4 protein-coding genes and 1 pseudogene are annotated in these 5,498 nt (G+C 68.9%); 3 read left to right on the top strand and 2 right to left on the bottom strand.

The features are described from left to right. A partial coding sequence (locus tag Q0066_RS15420; protein ID WP_298134570.1) for a DEAD/DEAH box helicase occupies positions 1–228 on the top strand: 228 nt, incomplete at its 5' end. 200 nt (positions 229–428) lie between these two features. Here Q0066_RS15420 and Q0066_RS15415 read toward each other — a convergent pair. Continuing rightward, complete coding sequence (locus Q0066_RS15415; protein ID WP_298134568.1) at positions 429–1,892, bottom strand: phosphatase PAP2 family protein; 1,464 nt, start codon at positions 1,890–1,892, stop codon at positions 429–431. A 306-nt stretch (positions 1,893–2,198) separates the two neighbouring features. On the opposite strand from Q0066_RS15415, the gene hutH reads away from it, so the two are divergent. After that, positions 2,199–3,749, top strand: a complete 1,551-nt coding sequence (hutH, locus tag Q0066_RS15410) for a histidine ammonia-lyase (protein WP_298134565.1) — start codon at positions 2,199–2,201, stop codon at positions 3,747–3,749. Between the two features lie 282 nt (positions 3,750–4,031). Here hutH and Q0066_RS15405 read toward each other — a convergent pair whose 3' ends face one another. After that, positions 4,032–4,805, bottom strand: coding sequence for an IclR family transcriptional regulator (locus Q0066_RS15405; protein ID WP_298134563.1), 774 nt, complete (start codon positions 4,803–4,805; stop codon positions 4,032–4,034). Between the two features lie 127 nt (positions 4,806–4,932). Here Q0066_RS15405 and Q0066_RS15400 point away from each other — a divergent pair. Beyond that, positions 4,933–5,498: pseudogene (locus Q0066_RS15400) on the top strand (urocanate hydratase); the annotation flags it as partial.

Here is a 5,498-nt window from a genome sequence, read left to right as displayed (position 1 = left end):
CCGTGGTGGAACCCGGCCGCCGAGCTGCAGGCGATCGACCGCACCCACCGGATCGGCCAGGACAAGCCGGTCATGGTCTACCGGATGGTCAGCGCCGACACCATCGAAGAAAAGGTCGTCGCACTGCAGGAACGCAAGCGCGACCTGTTCGCCAAGGTGGTCGGTGAGGCCGGTGACCTGGCCGCCCCGCTGACCGCCGATGACATCCGCGGGCTGCTCGAGGTGTAGCGCGGCCGCTGAGAGCCCGGCGTCCGCCGGGATGACGAGGTGCTGGTGCCGTCATCCCGGACTTGATCCCGTCATCCGGCCCTCCGCCGTCATCCCGGACCTTGATCCGGGATCTCTCCACGCCGCCACTGCTGGTTGAGCTTGTCGAAACCCCTCGTCAGCGCCATCGCCCGAGGTCTCGACAAGCTCGACCAACGAGGTCAGGCGCGGATCACCGTCGGCGCACCGCCGACGCTGATCACCGTCACGTCGCCGTTCGCTTTCACCTCGATGGTGGCCGACATGGCGGCGGCGAGGTTCAGCCGTTGCCAGGAGCCCGGGCCCTTCTTCTTCCGGTGCAACTCGGTGGTGTCGAGGGCATGCCCGGAGCCGATCTCGGTCTGGGCCAGAACGGCGTTGCGTTGCGCCGTGCTGAGCGACGGGAACGCCGTCCGCAGCAGGCTGTCCGCTCCGCTGGGCACGGACGCGGCGCGTCCCTTCTTCTGTGTGGCGCTGAAGCCGTAGCCGAGCCGCTCGGTGTACGCGATCAGGGCCGTCGTCCGGTTCTTCACGATCTGGGCGCTGCCGCGGGGGATCTTCGCGCCCTGGTACGGGTCGTTGGCGTAGGGCGTGTCGTTCGCGATGCAGGTGGCCAGGGCTGCACCACAGGCCGACTGCAGGTAGTTGACCAGCTCGGTGCGGGCCGGCGTCAGCACCTTGTCGCGGAACACCTTGTCCGACCAGCGTGCGGCTACCGCGGCCTCGCCCGCCATCCGTCCACCGATCACATCCAGCGGGTAATGCACGCCCAGGACGAGGCGGTTGTTCGCCGCCTCCGAGGTCCGGGCCAGAATGGACGGCGCGAGCTCCGGCAGCAGGGTCGCCAGCGTGATGCCGACCGCGTAGGCCGCCCGGGTGTGGCCGCTGGGGAACGACCCGCTGGTACACATGCTCTTGCTGCCGTAGCCGGCGTCCAGGCTGACGTTCTTCGACGCGTACGTCTTCGTGGTGTCGACCGCGGCCGGCACCCGGGTGATCCGCAGGTTGCTCTTGGACGTCGTCCAGGATTTGCCCTTCTTACGCAGCTTGGCAAGGGACTTCGCGTTGATCTTGCTGGGTGCGCAGGACGCCGAGTCACCGCTCACCCGCTTGGAGGTCGTCCGCGACCGCAGGAACGGACGCGGGTAGCCGAACGTGTTCTTGGCCGAACCGGTCGTGACGTAGTCGCCGACCAGGCCGTCAGTGGTGTTGAGCAGCTTCGACGTCAACGGCAGCTTGCCGGTGAGCCGACCCTTCACGTACAGCGCGCCGAGGCGTTGCCCGAGGCCGTCGCCGAGGGTGATCGACTGGTCGTAGCCGGAGCCGTCAGAGGACAGGTACCTCGAATCCTGCAGGGCTCGGAACTGCTGCGCCTTGGTGGCGTGCTGATTCACCCAGCTGGCCACCCGGTCATTCCAACTCAGCTGACTGGAGTCGCGCACTGCGCCGGTCAGCTTCTTGGTGTTGGTCGGACGCCACAACTCCCGGTAGCCGACCAGGATCGAGGTCAGATCGGGTTTGTCCTTGTCACTGGCGTATCCCGCGGCCTGCGCGGGCGCCGCAGGTGCGACCAGAGCGAGCGCCGTCGCCGCCGCGACCGCAGCCGCACCCCACGAGCGGCTGCTTCGCCGACCGAATCCGGGCATCGGTACCTCCTGGTGCTGTCTTGTCAGCCTAACTCCGCGGGCGATGTCGCCGGGGTCGTCCCCGACCTGGTCGGCCGTCGGTCGCCCGGGTGTGCTTCGTTGGCTTGGCTGGTGGCGTCAGCACGGTGTGTGTTTGGTCGACTTGCCTGATGGCGTCATCCCGGCGAATGCCGGGATCTCCTCTCTTGCGGTTCGCACTGTCGGCGCACCTGACGACAAGGTGACTCGGATCCGAGATTGCCGTCTTCGCTCGCTGGATCGACGGGCTTACCCGCGAAACGGTGGCCATGGAAAGGAGTGCGCTGAATGAGCCAGGGGACGATCACGGTCGGAATGGGTCCGGTACGCCGCGACGAGGTGGTGGCGGTGGCGCGGCATGACGCGAAGGTGGAGCTTGCTCCGGACGCGTTGACCGCGCTGGCGGCGACCCGCAGCCGCATCGAGGCGCTGGCGGCGTCCGATCAACCGGTGTACGGGGTTTCGACGGGCTTCGGTGCCCTCGCCACCCGGCACATTCCGGTGGAGCGCCGGGCCGATCTGCAGCGCAGCCTGATTCGTTCGCACGCCGCCGGCACCGGGCCGGAGGTGGAGCGTGAGGTCGTCCGGGCGATGATGCTGCTGCGCTTGTCCACGCTGGCCACCGGCCGCACCGGCGTCCGTCCGGTCGTCGCCGAGACCTACGCCGCCCTGCTCAACGCCGGCATCACCCCGATCGTCCACGAGTACGGATCGCTGGGTTGCTCCGGTGACCTGGCTCCGCTGGCGCACTGCGCGCTGGCGGTGATGGGGGAGGGCTTCGTCCGCGATGCCGCCGGCGAGCGCCGTCCGACCGCGGAGGCGATGGCCGAGGCCGGCATCGAGCCGGTCACCTTCGCCGAGAAGGAAGGGTTGGCGCTGATCAACGGCACCGACGGCATGCTGGGCCAGTTGATCCTGGCCGCGCATGACCTGGCGCGGCTGCTGCTCACCGCCGACATCGCCGCCGCGATGAGCGTCGAGGCGCTGCTCGGAACCCCGCGGGTGTTCGCCGCTGACCTGCAGGCGCTGCGGCCGCAGCCCGGCCAGGCGATCGGTGCCCGGGTGATCACCGCGATGCTCGACGGGTCGGGTATCACGGCTAGTCACGCCGACAATGCTGATCATGAGTACCCGATCGTCCAGGACGCCTACTCGCTGCGTTGCGCGCCCCAGGTGAGCGGCGCCGCCCGGGATACCCTGAACCACTGCTGCTGGGTGGCCGACAACGAACTGGCCTCCGCGATCGACAATCCGGTCGTCACTCTCGACGGACGGGTCGAGTCGAACGGCAACTTCCATGGCGCTCCGGTGGCCTACGCGCTCGACTTCCTGGCCATCCCGGTCGCGGACGTCGCCTCGATGAGCGAGCGCCGCACCGACCGGCTGCTCGACGTGAAGCGCAGCCACGGACTGCCCCCGTTCCTGGCCGGTGACCCCGGCGTCGACTCGGGCCACATGATCCTGCAGTACAGCCAGGCCGGCATCGTCTCGGAGCTGAAGCGCCTAGCCACGCCCGCATCGGTGGATTCCATCCCGAGTTCTGCGATGCAAGAGGACCACGTCTCGATGGGCTGGGCCGGCGCCCGCAAACTGCGCCGCGCCCTCGACGGCCTCACCCGGGTACTCGCCGGCGAACTGGTCAGCGCCGCCCGCGCCCTCGACCTGCGCGAGCCCGACCCGGCTCCCGCGACCGCCGCCGTCCGTGACCGGATCCGCCAGGTCGTCGACGGCCCCGGCCCCGACCGCTTCGTCGCCCCCGAACTGGAAGCCGTCGTCGCCCTGGTCGGCGACGGCTCTCTGATCGAAGCCGCCGAGTCCGTCACCGGCCCCCTGGCCTGATCGCGGTACGCGGGGACGGTTCTTTTCGTTCCACACTTGGTACGCGGGGACGGTTCTTTTCGTCCCACAAACCAGCGGCGCGCGGCCTGGCCTGATCGCGGTACGCGGGGACGGTTCTTTTCGTCCCACAGCCGGGCGATTGTGGAACGAAAAGAACCGTCCCTTCGTGCCAAGTGTGGGACGAAAAGAACCGTCCCCGCGTACCAAGTGTGGGACGAAAAGAACCGTCCCTCCGTACCGGCCGACCGTCATCCCGGACTTGATCCGGGATCTTGTTGCGCGCTACCGCAGGCGGCGGGTGATCTCCTTGGCGCCGGCGACCAGGTGGCCGATCAGTTCGGACGGGTCGCGCAGGGCGATCCGGGAGCGCCAGGTGCAGCTCACTGCCGCCACCGGCTGGCCGTGCAGGTCGAAGATGGGGGCGCCGGCGGAGCGGAGGCCGGCGGCGATCAACTCCACTTCCTCCGACCAGCCCTGTGCTCGTTCCAACGCGAGCGCGGTTTGCAGGTCGTCGACCGACCGGGGGCCGCGTCCGGTGCGCGAGACGAAATCACCCGGACGTGAGTACAGCGCGCGCAGCTGCGCCGGCGGCAGCTGGGCCAGGATCGCGCGTCCGTTGGCGGTGAGATGTGCCGGCAGCAGGACGCCGACCGCGGTCACCAGCGGAGGTTCGAGTTCGCTCTGCCGCGGTGGATGCTCCTTGAGCAGGTACAGCGTGCTGGCGCCACGCAGGATGCCCAGGTGAACGGTGATCCCCGCCGCGGCGGCCACGCTGCGCAGCACCGGTCGGGACAACCGCTCCAACTGATCGTGCAACGTATAGGCCGAGGTCAGCCGGTAGGCGGACGCACCCAGCGCGTAACCACGGGCCTCCGGCACGTAGACCGTGAACCCACGCTCGGTCAGCACGGTCAGGATGTGGTACATCGACGACCGCGGCAGCTCAAGATCACGGGCGATCGTGGACGCCGGCACCGTTCCGGTGCGCTCGGCGAGGTAGCTGAGGATGTCGAGGGCCCGTCCCACGGCGGGGGAAGTGCTCGATTCGGTGGCCATGGACCCCATCCTGCCGGTTCATCTGCCCGCTGTGTCGGGCATGCTGTCTCGGATATCAGACGTACGACCTGCACGTGCTGAATCGGGACGGCCCGCGTCCGATCCTGGAAGGGAGAGGAGACCACCGATGACCACTTCCGGACCCCGTCCCGTTCGCGCCCCCCGAGGCCTCGAGTTGCATGCCCGCGGCTGGCAGCAGGAGGCCGCGCTGCGCATGCTGATGAACAACCTCGACCCCGAGAACGCCGAGCACCCCGATGACCTGGTGGTCTACGGCGGTACCGGACGCGCGGCGCGATCCTGGGAGGCGTTCGACGCCATCGTCCGCACGCTGGAGACGCTGGCCGACGACGAGACGCTGCTGGTGCAGTCCGGCAAGCCGGTCGGGGTGTTCCGCACCCACGAATGGTCGCCGCGGGTGCTGATCGCCAACTCGAACCTGGTCGGCGACTGGGCCAACTGGGAGCACTTCCGCGAACTCGAGGCCAAGGGCCTGATGATGTACGGCCAGATGACCGCCGGCTCGTGGATCTACATCGGCAGCCAGGGCATTCTGCAGGGCACCTACGAGACCTTCGGTGCGGTCGCCCGCAAGCGCTTCGGCGGCACCCTGGCCGGCACCATCACGCTGACCGCCGGGCTCGGTGGCATGGGTGGTGCGCAGCCGCTCGCGGTCACCATGAACGACGGCGT

This window comes from Micropruina sp. (assembly GCF_027492755.1).
In the GTDB taxonomy this organism is placed as follows: Bacteria; Actinomycetota; Actinomycetes; order Propionibacteriales; family Propionibacteriaceae; genus Micropruina.
Note: the sequence above shows the minus strand (reverse complement) of the source record. Positions and strands in the feature narration are given on the sequence as shown.